Here is a 14,682-nt window from a genome sequence, read left to right on the forward strand (position 1 = left end):
GTAACAGGGCCATGGCCGCCGTTCATGCCAGCTGCGTGGTGCTGGGGGAGGACGGAATCCTGATCCGCGGTCCGGCGGGGAGCGGCAAATCGACCCTGGTGCGTGACCTCCTGGGGCTCGGCGCTATCTCGGGCATCTTCGCGGCCCTCGTGGGCGACGACCGCGTGACCCTGACGCAGCGGCACGGACGCCTCGTCGCGACCCCGCACCCGGCCCTGGCCGGGCTCCTGGAGATCCGCGGCCTCGGCCTGCAACCCGTTGACGCCACGGTGCCTTCGGCGGTCCTGCGCCTCGTCGTCGACCTCGAGGGGAGCGTCCCGCGGATGCCCGACGAGGGGGCGGAGACGATCCATCTCCGGGAGGTGGCATTGCCCAGGATGGTCCTGTCGCCAGACCCGGGCCGGGCCGCAACGGTGCTGTGGCGTTGGCGCCGCCTCCGTGTCATGATGATGACTGAATGATGCGGATTTCGCCGTATTGCTCTTGCGCTCGCCTTTGCGCTGCACAAAATGGCGGCTCGGCTCCAACGGGGCGTCGGAACTCGTGTCGATGATTGGAATGGTGCTCGTCACCCACGGCCTGCTCGCGACGGAATTCAAGGCCGCGCTGGAGCACGTCGTCGGGCCGCAGGAGCAGCTCGAGACGATCACCATCGGCCCCGAGGACGACATGGAGGTCCGTCGCAAGGACATCATGTCGGCGGTGTGCCGGGTGAATTCCGGCGACGGCGTCGTCGTGCTGACCGACATGTTCGGGGGCACGCCCTCGAACCTCGCGCTCTCCTGCATGAATGGCGGCTCGGTCGAGGTGGTCGCCGGCATCAACCTGCCGATGCTGATCAAGCTCGCCAGCGTGCGCGACGAGGAATCCCTGGGCGAGGCGGTGCTCCACGCCCAGGAGGCGGGGCGCAAATACATCAACGTCGCGTCGCGGGTGCTCGCCGGCAAATAGGCCGGCCGGGCGGCTCCGCGCCCTCGATTCCCGCACCATCCGCTCTAGCTTTCTGCGGACGCCCGGTTACCGTAACCGGCCGCTGACCCATGATGCGCGCGAGAGCCGGACGACCGCAGGCACGGTCCGAACCGGCTCCGAGCAGGTGCCCCGATCGATGACGCCCTTTTCCGACACAGACGACCAGGACGGCGAGCTGCCGCCGATCCCTGAGGGCGCCAGCGCCCGCGACCTGCCGATCATCAACCGCCGCGGCCTGCACGCCCGGGCTTCCGCCAAGTTCGTCCAGACAGTGGAAAGATTCGGCTCGGAGGTGACGGTGAGCCGGGGCGGCGAGACGGTGGGCGGGCGCTCGATCATGGGCCTGCTGACCCTCGGGGCCGCGCAGGGAACCAGCATCCGGGTCACGGCGCTGGGGCCCGACCAGGATTCCTGCATGGAGGCGATCACCGCCCTCCTCGCCAACCGCTTCGGCGAGGACGAATAGCCCTTCGGATTCCGGCGGGGACCGTCAGGCCCGCAGGCGCAGCAGGCGGCGCAATCCCGTCCGCCCCGGCTTCGGCCGGGGGATGCCGGCTGCCTCCATGGTGACCACCGCCTCGATGCGGGCGGGCACCGGCGCAGGCACCGGGCCCTGTGCCAGGCAGAGGCCGGCCTGGCGCCAGATCGTGTCGTGCCGCCCGGTCGCGAGGTGCACGGCCGCCGCCACCACCTCCCCGTCCCGCCGCACCAGATCGACGCAGGCCTGCCGCCGGTGGGCGAAGCGCCGGGTCACCACGCGGAAGGCCGTCGCCGCTGCCGGGTCGGCCAGCAGGCTGCCGGGGCCGCGCCGCGCGTCCAGCACCAGGACTTGCTCGACCGCATCGCGCAGGCGCACCGGGTCGCGCACCCGCTCCAGCGAAGTCCGGCCGGCCGGCAGGGTCAGGGGAGCCGGATCGGGCGCCGGCAGCTCCGCCTGATCCGTCACCGCGAGGCGGCGCCCTGTGCTGCCCGCGGCCTCGCCGAGGGCGACCGCGAGGCCGGAATCCGGCCGCAGGTCCGGCCAGTGCAGGTCGACGAGCCGGAGCGGCGACCGGCGCAGGTGGTCGAGGGCTGCGCGCAGGACCGAAGCGGTGTGGTCGGCATCCACCGCTGCCTCGGCGGTGCCGGCGAGCGGCAGGCGCCACAGCCGGGCGCGGCCGGCCAGGCCCTGCCGCGCCGGAAGCCGCAGCGGCAGCACGCCGCGGAGGATCGGGGCGCGCAGGCCCTCCTGCCACACCAGCAGCAGGGCCAGGGTCTGCCCGTCGGCGAGGTGCTGCGCCACCGTCAGGGTGAAATCGGGATCGGCGTAGACGCTCGGCTCGAGGGCACGGCCCATCAGGCTGCGCCAGGCTTCCACCTCGGGCTCGCGCAGCGAGGAGGGATGGCGCAGCTCCGCCCGCAGGCTCACCGCGTCGGCCCGCCCGCCCTCGATCAGCGTGAAGGACATGCTCGTCGCAGCCTCGTTCCGGGTCACCCGTCCCGGAATGGGACAGGGGCGCGGCCCCAGCGGCCGTGCCGGGGGAGGCCCTTCAAGCGCCGTGCCGGCCCAGCGCGGGACCGGCACTGCCGATCAGCCGCCCGGGATCGCCAGCGGGTTGCCGGTCAGCGCCGCAGCGTCCGGCGCATCGATCGCCGGCCGGCCCAGGAAAGCGTCCCACAGCCGCCGCACGAAGGCGGGATCGAGGTCGCGCACGATCAGCACCAGCCGCGAGCGGGTGTCGCCGTCGGGCCAGGCCGGCAGGGTGGCGGGCGTGTGCACGACGTGCTGCACCCCGTGCACCACGACCGGACGGCCGGGATCGTCGGCAAGCGCCACCAGCCCCTTCAGCCGCAGGAGCTTGGGGCCGTGGGCCGAGCGCAGCAGGTCGAGGAACATCTCGAAGGCCGCACGCGGCACCGGCTCGTCGCTCACCAGGTGGAAGGCCCGGATCGCCGCGTCGTGCCGGTTGACGTCGTGGTGGTGATGGCCGTGGTGCTGGTCGTGACCGTGAGGGTGGTGATGCTCGTGGTGCCGGCTCTCCGCCCCGAGCCAGGCCCGCACGTCGGCCACCTTGCCGTCGAGGTCGAACAGGCCGCCGAGGATCTCGTCCGCCGGCGCCTCCGGCGCCAGGATCGCGGCGCCCGGATTGATCCGGCCCAGGCGCGCGCGCAGGGTCTCGGCCCGATCGCCCGCGAGGTCGGTCTTGGTTACGACCAGCCGGTCCGCCACGGCGGCCTGGCGCAGGGCCTCCGGATGCGCGTCGAGGGTACCGTCGCCGTTCACCGCATCGACCACCGTGACCACGCCCTGGAGCGCGTACCGCATCGCCACGTAGGGATGGTAGAGCAGCGCGTGCAGGATCGGCGCCGGGTCGGCGAGGCCGGTGGTCTCGATCACCACCCGGCGAAACGGCTGGATCCGCCCGTTGTCGCGCTTGCGCAGCAGGTCCTCGAGGGTCGCGATCAGGTCGCCCCGCACGGTGCAGCACAGGCAGCCGGCCCCGAGCAGGATCATCCCCTCGTCCACCGTCTCGATCAGCAGGTGATCGAGCCCGACCTCGCCGAACTCGTTGACGATCACCACCGTGTCGGCGAGTTCCGGCGCGCGCAGCAGCCGGTTGAGCAAGGTGGTCTTTCCGGCGCCGAGGAAGCCGGTGAGGATCGTGAGCGGGATCGGGGTCGGGCGGCCGGGGGCGTCGGTCATGGGGCGGTCTCGGTGGACGGAGGTCCGGAGATGGGGAGCCCGATGGACATGCGGGATGGGTGGGGTGGATGTCGAGGGTGGGACGGCGGCAGAGTCCAGCCCGACCGCCGGCAGACAGGCCGGCTCGTGCTCATCCTCTGCCGGGGCGGCCCCGGCTCTGCGGCGGCGGGTTCCGGAGCGGCGCGCTACCCCACCGGCTCCCCGTCCCGCAGCGCCCGCCGCAGGACCTTGCCGACATTGGTCTTCGGCAGGCTGTCGCGGAACACGAAGCGGCGGGGCACCTTGTAGGCGGTCAGGCCCTCCCGGGCATGGGCCCGCAGGGCCTCCGCGGTGAGGTCGGGGTCGCGCCGGACCACGTGGGCGACGACGCTCTCGCCGGTTTCCGCCGAGGGCTCGCCGACCACCGCCACTTCGAGCACGCCCGGATGGGCGGCGAGCACGTCCTCGACCTCGTTCGGGTAGACGTTGAAGCCCGAGACCAGGATCATGTCCTTCATCCGGTCGACGATGCGGACCTGGCCGTCGGGCTCGATCAAGGCGATGTCGCCGGTGCGGAAGAAGCCGTCCGGGGTCATCGCCCGGGCCGTCTCGTCGGGCCGGCCCCAGTAGCCGGCCATCACCTGCGGCCCGCGCACGCAGAGCTCGCCGGGCTGGCCGGCGGGCAGGGTGGTGCCCTCGGCGTCGCGGATGCACACCTCGGTCGAGGGCGCCGGGTAGCCGATCGTGCCCGACCAGTCGTGCAGGTCCGGCGGGTTGATCGAGACCACCGGCGAGGTCTCGGACAGGCCGTAGCCCTCGATCACCGGCTTGCCGGTCACGGCCTTCCAGCGCCGGGCCACGGGCGCCTGCATCGCCATGCCGCCGGCGATGGCGTATTCGAGCCGCGACCAGTCGACCTTGGCAATGTCCGGGTGGTTGAGCAGGGCGTTGAACAGGGTGTTGACGCCGGACAGGTTGGTGAAGCGGCTCTTGCGCAAGAGGCTCACGAAGCCGCCGATATCGCGCGGGTTCGGCACCAGGAGGCAGCAGGCGCCGAGCCGCATCATGAAGAAGAAGCAGCAGGTCAGCGCGAAGATGTGGTAGAGCGGCAGGGCCGTCACCATCACCCGGCCCGGCCCCTCGTCGTCGCGCATGCGGAACCAGACCCGGCTCTGCTCGACATTGGCCGCGACGTTGCGATGCGTGAGCATCGCCCCCTTCGAGACGCCGGTGGTGCCGCCGGTATATTGCAGGAAGGCGAGATCGTCCGGACCGACCGCGACCGGCCGGAACGTGGCGCGGCGCCCGGCGGCGAGCGCCGCCTTGAAGTCAGTCCGGCGCTCGGGCGGCAAGGCGAAGTCCGGCACCGCCTTCTTGAGGTGGCGCGCCGCGAGCGTGATGAGGGAGCCCTTCAGCCCGAGCCCGTCGCCGGCGCCGGCCACCACCACCCGCTCGAGGCCGGGCAGTTCCGGCAACGCCTCGGCGACCGTATGGCAAAAATTCTCCAGCACGACCAGAACCCGGGCGCCGGCATCGCGCAGCTGGTGGGTCAGCTCGCGCGGGGTGTAGAGCGGGTTGACGTTGACGACCGTGGCGCCCGCGAGCAGCACGCCGACGAGGGCGATGGGAAAGGCCGGCACGTTCGGCATCATCAGGGCGACCCGGTCGCCCTTGCCGATTCCCTGTGACTGCAGGAAGGCCGCCATCGCCTCGCCTTCGCGCCGCAGGGCGGCATAGGTCAGGGAGGCGCCGAAACAGGTGATCGCCGGGCGGTCGGCGAAACGCTGCGTGGCGGTCTCGATCAGCTCGACGAGGGTGCCGAGACGCTCGGTCTCGATCTCCGCCGGAACGCCGGCCGGATAGGCGGCGAGCCAGGGCCGCGGCGGGGTGTTCGGTTCCATCGCGCTCGGCCCCTTGCCCATGAACTCCACCCTCCCCGGCGCCGGATGCCTCACGAATGCCCTCGGGGCTCCAGCTTGCCTTCGGGTTAGCGTCTCCCCGGAGTGGATTCAACCGACGCGCGGGGCCGGACGAGGCCGAGGAGTGCGTGCGGCAGGAACGCCATGAGCACGATTCCCATGGCCAACCCCGCCTGCGCACCGGAAAGGGCTGAGCGCGGGAAGCCGGACAAGCCGAGATCCCGGGCCGATGCCAGCACGCCCAGCGCCCAGGCCAAAGCCAGGAAACGCAGGAGCCCGCGGACGAGAGCCCGGCCCCAGCTGCCCCGACGCGGCAGGCCCCGCGCGACCAGGGCGGCGAGACCCAAGGCAGCGCCGAGCAGCGAGGCCGCCGCCACGGCGCCGAGCCCCTGCGCCAGCGCCAGCGGCTGGCCGGACAGGAAGGCGACGCCGCCGACCGAGAAGCCGGCCCGCAGCACGAGCCCGCCATAGGTCGGGTGCAGCGACAGGACGATGACGAGGGCGGCCCCCAGGAGCGCGCCGAGCCAGCCGCGCCATTTCGGCGCCACGAGCGGCAGGAGCGCCACCCGCACGACGCCATAGGCGATGGCTGCGAAGAACAGCGGGTAGCGGTCGGCGAAGAAGCCGTAGGTCCACTGGCCGAACCCGGCCGCGTCGAGGCTGGCTTGCGTCACCCCCGCCGCGGCGGCGAGCGCCACCACGGCGAGCGCCGCCCCGAGGGGCAGGAGGGCGGCGAAGCGCCCCGGCCGGGAGGCGACCCCCGCCGGGGCGGCGCCCGGAAGGGCGCCGGCGAGCGGGCTCACGCCTCGTAATGGTCGCGCACGAGCCGGTCGAGGAGGCGCACGCCCCAGCCCGAACCCCAGGAGCGGTTGAGCTCGGTCGCCGGCGAGCCCATCCCGACGCCGGCGATGTCGAGGTGGATCCACGGCACGTCGTTGACGTAGCGCTTGAGGAACTGCGCCGCCGTGGCCGAGCCGCCGTGGCGGCCGCCGGTATTCTTCATGTCGGCGAATTTCGACTCGATCAGCTTGTCGAAGCCGGGCGCCAGCGGCATCCGCCAGACCTTCTCGCCGGTGGCCTCGCCGGCGGCCGAGAGGCGCTGGGCGAGTTCGTCGTTGTTCGAGAACATGCCGGCGAATTCCTGGCCGAGCGCCACCAGGATCGCGCCGGTCAGGGTCGCGAGGTCGATCATGAAGCGGGGCTTGTAGGTCTGCTGCACGTGCCAGAGCACGTCGGCGAGCACCAGGCGGCCTTCCGCGTCGGTGTTGATGATCTCGATCGTCTGGCCCGACATCGAGGTCACGATGTCGCCGGGGCGCTGGGCCTTGCCGTCGGGCATGTTCTCGACGAGGCCGATAGCGCCGAGCGCGTTCACCTTGGCCTTGCGGCTCGCGAGCGCATGCATCAGGCCGACGACGCAGGCGGCGCCCGCCATGTCGCCCTTCATGTCCTCCATGCCGCCGCTCCCCTTGATGGAGACGCCGCCGGAATCGAAGGTCACGCCCTTGCCGATGAAGGCCACCGGCGCCTCGGAGGCGTCCTCGCCGCCGTTCCAGCGCATGATGACGACCCGGGCCTCCTTGGCCGAGCCCTGCGCGACGGCGAGCAGCGCCCGCATGCCGAGCTTCTTCATGTCCTTCTCGTCGAGGACCTCGATCTCGACGCCGAGCTTCTCGAGCGCCGAAGCGCGGCGGGCGAATTCTTCCGGGTCGAGGACGTTCGGCGGCTCGTTGACGAGTTCGCGGGCGAGGATCACGCCCTCGGCCAGGCCCTCGGCCCCGCGAAGGGCCTTCTTCAGGCCGGCATTCTCCGGCACCAGCAGGGTCAGGCGCCCTCCCCCGCCATTCTCCTCGCCCTCGGGCGACTTCTTGCTCTTGTAGCGGTCGAACCTGTAGGCGCGAAGCCGCGCGCCGAGCGAGAAGGCCGCGACCTCGTCCGAGCTCGGGGCCGTGCCGGGCCATTCGAGCACGACCGTGGCCGAGCGGCTGCCGAGCTTGCCGGAGGTGTAGCCGCCGAGGGCCGCCCAGTCGCGGGCGGAAGCCTCCTCCGCGCCGGTGCCGATCACCACCAGCCGCTCGACCGCGAGGCCGGAGGGAGCGGTCAGCACCAGGGCGCTCTGGGCCTTGCCCTTGAACCGCTCGACGCTCGCCCCGCGCGCCACCAGCTCGGCCGCGCCGGGCCCGGCGATCTCGGCCGCCCGGGGCGACAGGGCGAGGTCCTCGCCGACGAACAGCACGAGGTCGCCGCCGGGCTTGGCCTGCGCGCCGGACGCGGCGAGGGATTCGATCTCGATGCTGATGCCGTCCGCCATGGCGTTGCTTTCGTCCCGTCCTTGGATCGCGCGTCTCACGATGGGCGCCGCGTCGATCCTGTGTAGCGGCGGGATGCCGGAGAACGCAACGCGGGCCAAGTAACGCGGACCAAGTGTGGCGGGCCGGGCGCGCCCGCCCGCAAAAGGCCGCACTTGCCGTGCTTGAGAGCACCCGGTGCTTGTGCGGCCGGCGGGGGGCGCCTAACCAGCATCGACGCGGGAGGGGGCCCGACCGCAGCCGGCCGATGAGACAGATCGAGCGATACATCTTCCGCATCGCCTTCGGGGCCTTCCTGTCGTGCCTGATCGGCCTCACCGGCGTGATCTGGGTGACGCAGGCCCTGCGCGAGCTGGACCTGATCACCGCCAAGGGCCAGACCCTGCTGATCTTCTTCCTGATCACCGGCCTGTCGCTGCCCACCCTGATCACCGTGATCGCGCCGGTCGCCCTGTTCATCGCGGTGGTCTACGCGCTGAACAAGCTCAACGGCGATTCCGAACTGATCGTGATGAGCGCGGCGGGCATGTCGCCGCGCCACCTGATGCGGCCGTTCCTGACGCTCGCCCTCCTCGTCAGTGCGGCGATCGGTTTCCTGACCATCCAGGTGATGCCGTCGAGCTTCCAGGAGCTGCGCGACGTGCTCACCCGCGTGCGCGGCGACTTCATCGCCAACGTGGTCAAGGAGGGGCAGTTCACCACGCTGGACAGCGGCATCACCTTCCACTTCCGCGAGCGGGCGCCGAACGGGGCGCTGCTCGGCATCTTCATGCAGGACCGGCGCGAGGCCGGCCGCACGGTGGTCTACCTCGCCGAGCGCGGCCAGGCGGTCGATCTCGACGGGCAGACCTACCTCGTGCTCGAGAAGGGCAGCATCCACCGCCAGCAGCCCGGCAGCCGCGACACCTCGATCATCACCTTCCAGCGCTACGCCGTCGACCTCGCGGCGTTCACGCCGCCCGATGCCGACACGATCTACAAGCCGCGCGAGCGCTCGACCGTGCAGCTGATGTTCCCGAACCCGGACGAGACCTACTACAAGCTGACCAAGGGCCGCTTCCGGGCCGAATTGCACGACCGGCTGTCCTCCTGGCTCTACCCGCTGGCGCTCGGGCTGATCGCCTTCGCGGCGCTCGGCGACCCGCGCACCACCCGCCAGGGACGGGGCCTCGCCGTCGCGGGGGCCATCGCCGCCGTGGTGGGGTTGCGCATCGCGGGCTTCGCCGCGGCGAGCGCGGCGGTGCGCAGCCAGGGAGCCGTGACGGCGGTCTACGCCGTGCCGCTCGTCGCGATCGCGCTGTCGCTCCTCGTCGCCACCCAGGGCAACCGGGTGCGGGCCTTCAACGCGGGCGTGGCCGCGCGGCTGCGCCGCTTCTCGGGGGCGGTCCCGGTCCTGCGGGCACGGGCGGGCTGACGACGATGCTGATCGGCGTCACCCTCGGCCGCTACCTGGCGGCGCGCTTCCTGCGCATGATCCTGGGGGTCTTCCTCACGGTCTTCGCCCTCGTCTACACCCTCGACTTCGTCGAGCTGATGCGGCGCGCCGGCGATGCCGAGGGCGCCTCGGCCGCCGTGATGGCGCGGCTCGCGCTGTTCCGCACCCCGGCGGTGGCCGAGCAGGTGCTGCCCTTCGCGATCCTGTTCGGCGCCATGGCGGCGCTGCTCCAGCTCAGCCGCAAGCTCGAACTGGTAGTGGCGCGGGCCGCCGGCATCTCGGCCTGGCAGTTCCTGCAGCCCGGCGCCCTGGTGGCGCTCGGCATCGGCGCCTTCACGGTCGGGGTCTACAACCCGGTCTCGGCCGAGCTGAAGCAGCGCTCGACCGAGATCGAGGCCAAGATCTTCGCCAAATCCGCGAAGGCCGCCTCCGGCAAGGACCTGTGGATCCGCCAGCGCAGCCTCGACGGCCAGGCGATCATCCGGGCCGAGACCGCGATCGAGGGCACCACGACGCTCGCCGGCGTGGCGGTCTTCACCTTCGACGAAGCGGGCGCCTTCACCCAGGAGATGCAGGCGGCCCGGGCCACCCTGCATGACGGCTACTGGGAATTGCAGGACGTGCGGGTGCAGGGGATGGATCAGGAGCCGCAGAGCTACGACACCTACCTGATCGCCTCGACGCTCGACCCCTCGCAGGTGCGCCAGCGCTTCACCCCGCCGGAATCCGTGCCTTTCTGGCAACTCCGCCAGACGATCGCCCGGACCGAGCGGGCGGGACTCGACGCCACGCGTTACCGTCTGCAGTACGACGTGCTGATGGCCCGTCCGGTGCTGTTCCTGGCGATGGTGCTGGTGGCGGCATCGGTTTCATTAAGGTTCTTCCGCTTTGGTGGCATCGGCAAGATGGTGCTCGGCGGCGTCGCGGCGGGCTTCGTGCTCTACGTGGCACGCCAGGTGATGGAGGGCCTCGGCGCCTCTGGATTGGTCGCGGCGCCGGTGGCGGCGTGGTTCCCCGCCGTGGTAGGGAGTCTTCTCGGAACGCTCGCGCTTCTGCATCTGGAGGACGGCTGATGCCCAACCTCCGGAGACGCGGCGCGGGCATAGCGGGTGCGGGGATGGGTCGAGTCGTGCGTAAGGCTGCGGGCGCCGCGGTCACGGGATCCCTGACGGTTCTGCTGGCTGCCGCCGTGACGGTGGGCGCGGGCGGGCCTGCGCACGCGCAGGGCACGCTCAACGACCGCCTGGCGGCGCGCTCCGCCAAGAACCAGGGCAAGCCCGGCAGCGGCGATGAGCGCCTGCTCGTCGAGGCCAAGGAGCTCGTCTACGACAACGACCGCAACACGGTCTCGGCCGTCGGCAATGCCGAATTGCATTACGGCCCGCGCACCCTGCTGGCCGACCGCGTGCGCTACGACCGCAACACCGGACGGGTCTTCGCGGAGGGCAATGTCCGCCTCACCGACGAGACCGGCGCGGTGGTCACCGGCGACCGGATGGAGCTGACCGACGACTTCAAGTCCGGCTTCATCGACTCGCTGCGCATCCAGCAGACCATCGAGCAGCGCGGCCGCCCGGCCCGGGTGCGGTTCTCCGCCCCGCGGGCGGAGCGCATCGAGGGCGAGACCACGACCTTCGAGTACGGCACCTATACCGCCTGCGAGCCGTGCAAGGACCATCCCGAGCGGCCGCCCCTGTGGCAGGTCAAGGCGGCGCGGATCATCCACAACAACGAGGAGCGCCGGATCTACTACGAGGACTCGTACCTCGAAGTGGCCGGGATCCCGATCGCCTACCTGCCTTATTTCTACTCGCCCGACCCGACGGTGCGCCGCGATACCGGCTTCCTGGCGCCGCACTTCGTGTCCTCGAACGTGCTCGGCTACGGCATCGGCACGCCGTTCTTCTGGAACATCGCGCCCGATTACGACCTCACCGTCGAGCCGACCTTCCTGTCGAAGCAGGGGGTGCTCGGCCAGGCCGAGTGGCGCCAGCGGCTGGCCAACGGCTTCTACAACGTCCGGGTCAGCGGCATCTTCCAGTCGACGCCGAGCGCCTTCCTGCCCGGGCCCCTCGGCTCGGGCGACCGCGACTTCCGCGGCTCGATCGAATCGGCCGGCCAGTTCTACCTCGGCCAGAACTGGCGCGCCGGCTGGGACGTCGTCGGCGTCACCGACAAATGGTTCCTCGACAATTACCGCATCCGCAACCAGACGATCAGCACGGACTATTTCCGCGAGGCGGTCTCGACCGCCTACCTGATCGGCCAGGGCGACCGCTCGTGGTTCGAGGCGCGGGGCTACTACTTCAAGGGCCTGTCGACCTACGACTGGCAGAAGCAGCAGCCGATCGTCGCCCCGGTGATCGACTACGACAAGCGCCGCGACGGGCCGGACCCGATCGGCGGCGAGGTGCGGTTCCAGGCCAACTTCACGCACCTGACCCGGGACGCGACGCAGTACACCCAGATCCCGCGCACCGGGACCTACCTGCTCAGCCCGAGCGTCAACGGCATCTCGTTCCCGCTCTACAGCACCTGCTCGGTGTTCGAGCGCGGGCAGTGCCTGGTGAGCGGGCTGGCCGGCGACACCACCCGGGCGACCGCCCAGGTGTCGTGGCGGCGCACCTTCACGGACGAATTCGGCCAGCGCTGGCAGCCCTTCGCCTACCTGCGCGGCGACGCGTTCTTCGTGAACCCGAACACGACCGGCTACCAGAATCCCGAGGTCACGAACCTCTTCTCGCCGGAATCGAACTTCTCCGGCCGGGTGATGCCGGCGGTCGGCCTCGAATACCGCTATCCCTTCGTCGCCGATATGGGCCCGCTCGGAGTCCACACGGTGTCTCCAATCGTCCAGGTCATCGCGCGGCCGAGCGAGACCCATATCGGCCGCCTGCCGAACGAGGACGCCCAGAGCCTCGTCTTCGACGACACCTCGCTGTTCGAGTGGGACAAGTTCTCCGGCTACGACCGGGTCGAGGGCGGCGTGCGCGCCAATCTGGGCGCCGAGTACTCGATCACCGGCCGCAACGGCTTCTACATGAACGCGATGTTCGGCGAGTCGATCGCGCTCGCCGGCGTCAACTCGTTCCGCCGCGGTGACATCGCCAATGTGGGACGCGATTCCGGCCTCGAGACCACTCGCTCGGACTTCGTCTCGCGCTTCCAGGTCTCGCCGAACCAGAACATCAGCTTCATCACCCGGGCCCGGTTCGACAACGCCACCTTCGCGCTCAAGCGCTTCGAGAGCGGGATCACGGCGAAGTTCGCGCCGTTCCTGCCCCTCGAGACCTCGCTGATCTATGCCCGCTACGAGGCGCAGCCCGAGCTCGGCTACGATCGCCGCCGCGAGGGCCTCCAGGCCTCGGCCCTCTACAACATCACGCCGAACTGGTTCGTGACCGGCTCGGTGCTGTTCGACCTCTCGCACTACCTCCAGGTGCGCGAGTTCTACGCCACCGCGGCCCAGGCCTATTTCCTCAACCCGGTCGGCACGGCGCCGACCTACGACAAGGCGGACAAGTTCTACGTCTCCTCGTCGGGCCTCGGCTTCGGCTATCGCGACGAGTGCACCACGATCTCGCTGAACTACCTGTCCTCGCCGATCGAGACGGCGTCGGGCCTGCGCGAGCGCAACCGCACCTTCCTGCTGCGGATCGAGCTGCGCACCCTCGGCGAGGCGAATTTCCGCCAGAACCTCAGCACCACCACGACGGCGGACGGCATCGCCACGGCCCGGTGACGGGTCCCATGCGCCCCGTTCGCCGGGGCGCATGACATGACCAGGGCGCCTGCCGGCTCAGGGGCGGACGACGCGCACGAGCGCGATGACCGCGCCGAGGATGATCAGCGTCCGGAACCCGATCGTTCCAAACGTGCACTTGATGGTCTCCGAGCGCTGATGCTCCAGCTTGGTCTCCAGGCGAGACTCGGGCTCGCGTAGCTCCGATTTGAGTTCGGTCCGGAGCGTCTGCATGTCGTGCGTCAAATCCGTCCGAAGCGCCTGCATCTCATGGCGCAACCCCGTATCCAGAGTTTGCAAGCCACTCTTCGTCGCGAGATCGCCCTGAACGGCTTCCGAGACGGCAACGGCGAACCCTTCCGCTTGCTCCGGCGACAGCTGCGCTTTGTCGCGCAAGGTCCGGGCGAACGTCAGCGTGTCGAAGGCGACGCTTGCCATGGGGCGGATTGATCCGAGAGCTGGACTGTCGAAGGGTGTCCGAAGCCAACCGCCGCCGCAACGGAAGGTTCGCTTCAAGGAGCACGCGGCGCTTGCCCGGCGGGAGCCGGGATGCGATGGCGCGAGGAGAGGCGCCACCACGCAACGGGACCCGCGATGACCACAGCCCTCGCGCTGACACAGGGCGATCCGGCCGGGATCGGCCCGGAGATCACCCTGCGGGCCTGGCTCGCCCGGGAAGAGCACGGCCTGGCACCGTTCTTCGTCATCGGCGACCCGGATTTCCTGAAAAACATCGCCGCCCGGCTCGGCCTCGCGGTGCCGCTCGCCGACGCGACGCCCGAGAATGCGGCGGACGCCTTCGCCCACGCCCTGCCGGTGATGCGCCTGCCGGACGGGCTCACGGTCGCGGCCGAGCCCGGCCGACCCGATCCGGCGAGCGCGGCCGGAACCCTCGCCTCGATCGAGGAGGCGGTGCGGCTGGTGCAGGCCGGCCGGGCGCCGGCCCTCGTCACCAACCCGATCGCCAAGCACGTCCTCTACGAGGCGGGCTTCCGCCATCCCGGCCACACCGAATACCTGGCCGCCCTCGCCGCCGAGCCCGGCGAAGCCCCGCCGACGCCCGTGATGCTGCTGTGGTCGGCAGAATTGGCGGTGGTGCCGGTGACGATCCACGTGGCGCTCCGCCGGGTGCCCGACCTCCTCACCGCCGACCTCGTGGTCGAGACTGCCCGCATCGTCGACCGGGACATGCGGGCCCGCTTCGGCCTGCGCGCCCCGCGCCTGGTGCTCGCCGGGCTCAACCCGCATGCGGGCGAGGCCGGCACGATGGGCACCGAGGATCGCGACGTGCTGGCGCCCGCCATCGAGGCCTTGCGGGCGGAGGGGATCGCCATCACGGGCCCGCACCCGGCCGATACCCTGTTCCACGCCCGCGCCCGGGCCACCTACGACGTGGCGCTCGCCCCGACCCACGACCAGGCCCTGATCCCGATCAAGACGATCGCCTTCGACGAGGGCGTGAACGTGACCCTCGGGCTGCCCTTCCTGCGCACCTCGCCCGACCACGGCACCGCCTTCGACATCGCCGGCAAGGGCCTCGCCAAGCCCGACAGCCTGATCGCCGCCCTGAAGCTCGCCGGCCGGCTGACCCGAACCCAAGAAGGAGCGTCGGCGTGAGCGCCCCGGACGGTCTGCCGCCGCTG

13 protein-coding genes are annotated in these 14,682 nt (G+C 71.1%); 7 read left to right on the forward strand and 6 right to left on the reverse strand.

All coding sequences use genetic code 11. From position 1 onward, the window contains the following. Nucleotides 1–11: 11 nt before the first annotated feature. The 3 genes from DA075_RS24075 to DA075_RS24085 all read left to right on the forward strand — a co-directional run bounded on the left by DA075_RS24075 (nt 12) and on the right by DA075_RS24085 (nt 1,438). The gene (locus DA075_RS24075; RefSeq protein WP_099955371.1) at nt 12–461 is read left to right on the forward strand and encodes an HPr kinase/phosphorylase; all 450 of its coding nucleotides are present in this window, start codon (nt 12–14) and stop codon (nt 459–461) included. An 88-nt stretch (nt 462–549) separates the two neighbouring features. Further along, the gene (locus DA075_RS24080; RefSeq protein ID WP_048432106.1) at nt 550–951 is read left to right on the forward strand and encodes a PTS sugar transporter subunit IIA; all 402 of its coding nucleotides are present in this window, start codon (nt 550–552) and stop codon (nt 949–951) included. 157 nt (nt 952–1,108) lie between these two features. After that, nucleotides 1,109–1,438 carry an HPr family phosphocarrier protein gene (locus tag DA075_RS24085; RefSeq protein ID WP_099955372.1) on the forward strand — a complete coding sequence of 110 codons (330 nt, stop codon included), beginning with the start codon at nt 1,109–1,111 and terminating at the stop codon, nt 1,436–1,438. Nucleotides 1,439–1,462: 24 nt separating this feature from the next. On the opposite strand, the gene DA075_RS24090 is transcribed toward DA075_RS24085, so the two are convergent. The 5 genes from DA075_RS24090 to DA075_RS24110 form a co-directional block, all read right to left on the reverse strand. Then, nucleotides 1,463–2,419, reverse strand: a complete 957-nt coding sequence (locus DA075_RS24090; protein WP_099955373.1) for a GNAT family N-acetyltransferase — start codon at nt 2,417–2,419, stop codon at nt 1,463–1,465. A 123-nt stretch (nt 2,420–2,542) separates the two neighbouring features. Then, nucleotides 2,543–3,655: a CobW family GTP-binding protein gene (locus tag DA075_RS24095; RefSeq protein ID WP_099955374.1), complete on the reverse strand. Its 1,113-nt coding sequence runs from the start codon at nt 3,653–3,655 to the stop codon at nt 2,543–2,545. A gap of 185 nt (nt 3,656–3,840) precedes the next feature. Continuing rightward, entirely contained in the window at nt 3,841–5,556 is a 1,716-nt protein-coding gene (locus DA075_RS24100) for an AMP-binding protein (protein WP_269153920.1), read from the reverse strand. Nucleotides 5,557–5,621: 65 nt separating this feature from the next. Then, nucleotides 5,622–6,356 (reverse strand): hypothetical protein, encoded by a 735-nt coding sequence (locus tag DA075_RS24105; RefSeq protein WP_244936312.1) that lies wholly within the window; start codon nt 6,354–6,356, stop codon nt 5,622–5,624. Then, on the reverse strand, nt 6,353–7,864 hold the full coding sequence (locus DA075_RS24110) for a leucyl aminopeptidase (protein ID WP_099955375.1): 1,512 nt from the start codon (nt 7,862–7,864) through the stop codon (nt 6,353–6,355). The genes DA075_RS24105 and DA075_RS24110 overlap by 4 nt, the downstream gene beginning before the upstream one ends. A gap of 245 nt (nt 7,865–8,109) precedes the next feature. Between DA075_RS24110 and lptF the strand changes: the two genes are divergently transcribed. From lptF to DA075_RS24125, 3 genes are read left to right on the forward strand one after another with little or no spacing between them, the layout of a single operon-like run. Further along, nucleotides 8,110–9,276 carry an LPS export ABC transporter permease LptF gene (gene lptF, locus DA075_RS24115; protein WP_099955376.1) on the forward strand — a complete coding sequence of 389 codons (1,167 nt, stop codon included), beginning with the start codon at nt 8,110–8,112 and terminating at the stop codon, nt 9,274–9,276. A gap of 5 nt (nt 9,277–9,281) precedes the next feature. Continuing rightward, entirely contained in the window at nt 9,282–10,370 is a 1,089-nt protein-coding gene (gene lptG, locus DA075_RS24120; protein ID WP_099955377.1) for an LPS export ABC transporter permease LptG, read from the forward strand. Beyond that, on the forward strand, nt 10,370–13,039 hold the full coding sequence (locus tag DA075_RS24125) for an LPS-assembly protein LptD (RefSeq protein ID WP_232387289.1): 2,670 nt from the start codon (nt 10,370–10,372) through the stop codon (nt 13,037–13,039). Before lptG ends, DA075_RS24125 begins: the two co-directional genes overlap by 1 nt. A 57-nt stretch (nt 13,040–13,096) precedes the next feature. Here DA075_RS24125 and DA075_RS24130 read toward each other — a convergent pair whose 3' ends face one another. Then, nucleotides 13,097–13,477, reverse strand: a complete 381-nt coding sequence (locus DA075_RS24130) for a CCDC90 family protein (protein ID WP_099955379.1) — start codon at nt 13,475–13,477, stop codon at nt 13,097–13,099. A 156-nt stretch (nt 13,478–13,633) separates the two neighbouring features. Here DA075_RS24130 and pdxA point away from each other — a divergent pair, with 156 nt between their 5' ends. Beyond that, nucleotides 13,634–14,656 (forward strand): 4-hydroxythreonine-4-phosphate dehydrogenase PdxA, encoded by a 1,023-nt coding sequence (gene pdxA / locus DA075_RS24135; RefSeq protein WP_099955380.1) that lies wholly within the window; start codon nt 13,634–13,636, stop codon nt 14,654–14,656. Nucleotides 14,657–14,682 lie beyond the last annotated feature (26 nt).

The sequence above is a fragment of the Methylobacterium currus genome, from assembly GCF_003058325.1.
In the GTDB taxonomy this organism is placed as follows: Bacteria; Pseudomonadota; Alphaproteobacteria; order Rhizobiales; family Beijerinckiaceae; genus Methylobacterium; species Methylobacterium currus.